The 1,361-nt window shown below is 63.2% G+C and carries 1 protein-coding gene and 1 pseudogene; one reads left to right on the top strand and one right to left on the bottom strand.

Annotation, left to right across the window (positions count from 1 at the left end; genetic code table 11):
* Nucleotides 1–151: 151 nt before the first annotated feature.
* On the bottom strand, nt 152–622 hold the full coding sequence (locus ACK543_RS12765; protein ID WP_409943219.1) for an Lrp/AsnC family transcriptional regulator: 471 nt from the start codon (nt 620–622) through the stop codon (nt 152–154).
* 101 nt (nt 623–723) lie between these two features.
* On the opposite strand from ACK543_RS12765, the pseudogene ACK543_RS12760 reads away from it, so the two are divergent.
* Nucleotides 724–1,361: pseudogene (locus tag ACK543_RS12760) on the top strand (pyruvate dehydrogenase (acetyl-transferring), homodimeric type); the annotation flags it as partial.

Here is a 1,361-nt window from a genome sequence, read left to right as displayed (position 1 = left end):
GCCCCAGCGAGGACAGTTTTTGCCGAATTTGCAGCCCCATAGCCGAGCTATGGGGCAAAAAGGCGGTTAAAAATGGACCGCTGCGGTCAACTTGCAGCCGACGATTTCCAAGTCCGACAGGCTCCTAGGCATCAGGGTCGCCGCCCCTCGACTAGGCCGCGCCGGGCAGAGGCAGCGCCGTCTTGTAACGCACCTGCTTGAGCGCAAAGCTTGACCGGATCTTCTCCACGCCCGGTATCGGCGATAGCTGCTCCAGGATGAATCGCTCCAGCGCGCCGATGTCGGTGACCGCCACGCGGATCAGGTAGTCGCTGTCGCCGCTCATCAGGTAGCACTCCATCACCTCATCATGCTCCGCGATGCGGCGTTCAAAGTCGGCCAGGGCCTGCTTGCTCTGTGTTTTGAGGCTGATGCTGATGAACACATTGAGCCCCAGACCCAGCGCCGCCGCACTGGCCAGCGCCACATAGCGGCTGATCACCCCTGCGGCCTCCAGCGCCTTCACCCGGGCCAGGCAGGGTGAGGGCGACAGATGCACCCGTCGCGCCAGCTCCACGTTGGACAGGGAGCCATCGGCCTGCAGCTCGGCCAGAATGCGTAAATCGATCACATCAAGCTTCATATGCTGCATTATATCAAAAACATAAAATTAAATGCTGCAAATAGCCCGTTGATAGCCCGAAACGGCAACTCATTCGGGGCGATGCTGGCTACAGTATCTGTATGAACGCCCCCACGCCCCATACCCTGCTGCAACCCCACAACCCGGCCGACACCGACCCGCTGGAGACCGCCGAGTGGCGTGATGCCTTCACCGCGCTGGTCGCCGCCGAAGGCCCCGAGCGAGCCCGTCACATCCTGCAAGAGTTGGTGAGGCTGGCGCGCACCCAGCGCATCGGCTGGCAGCCGGACCTGAACACGCCCTATGTGAACTCCGTGGCCGTGCAAGACCAGCCCGTATTTCCCGGTGACCTGGCCATTGAGGAGCGCGTGGCCTCCATCGTGCGCTGGAACGCGCTGGCCATGGTGGTGCGGGCCAACCAGGCCTATGGCGAGCTGGGCGGGCACATTGCCAGCTACGCGAGTGCGGCCGATTTGTTTGAGAGCGGGTTCAACCATTTTTTCCGCGCCCGCGAGGGTCTGGGCGAAGGCCAGCACCGGGGCGATCTGGTGTTTTTTCAGCCGCACAGCGCGCCCGGCGTGTATGCGCGCGCGTTTCTGGAAGGGCGTTTGTCCGAACAAGACCTGATGCACTACCGGCAGGAGCTGACCGCGCCCGCGGCAGGAGCGCAGGGTCTGTGCAGCTACCCGCACCCGTGGCTCATGCCCGACTTCTGGCAGTTTCCCACGGGCTCCATGGG

Source organism: Acidovorax sp. (genome assembly GCF_046341535.1).
GTDB lineage: Bacteria > Pseudomonadota > Gammaproteobacteria > Burkholderiales > Burkholderiaceae_C > Acidovorax.
Note: the sequence above shows the minus strand (reverse complement) of the source record. Positions and strands in the feature narration are given on the sequence as shown.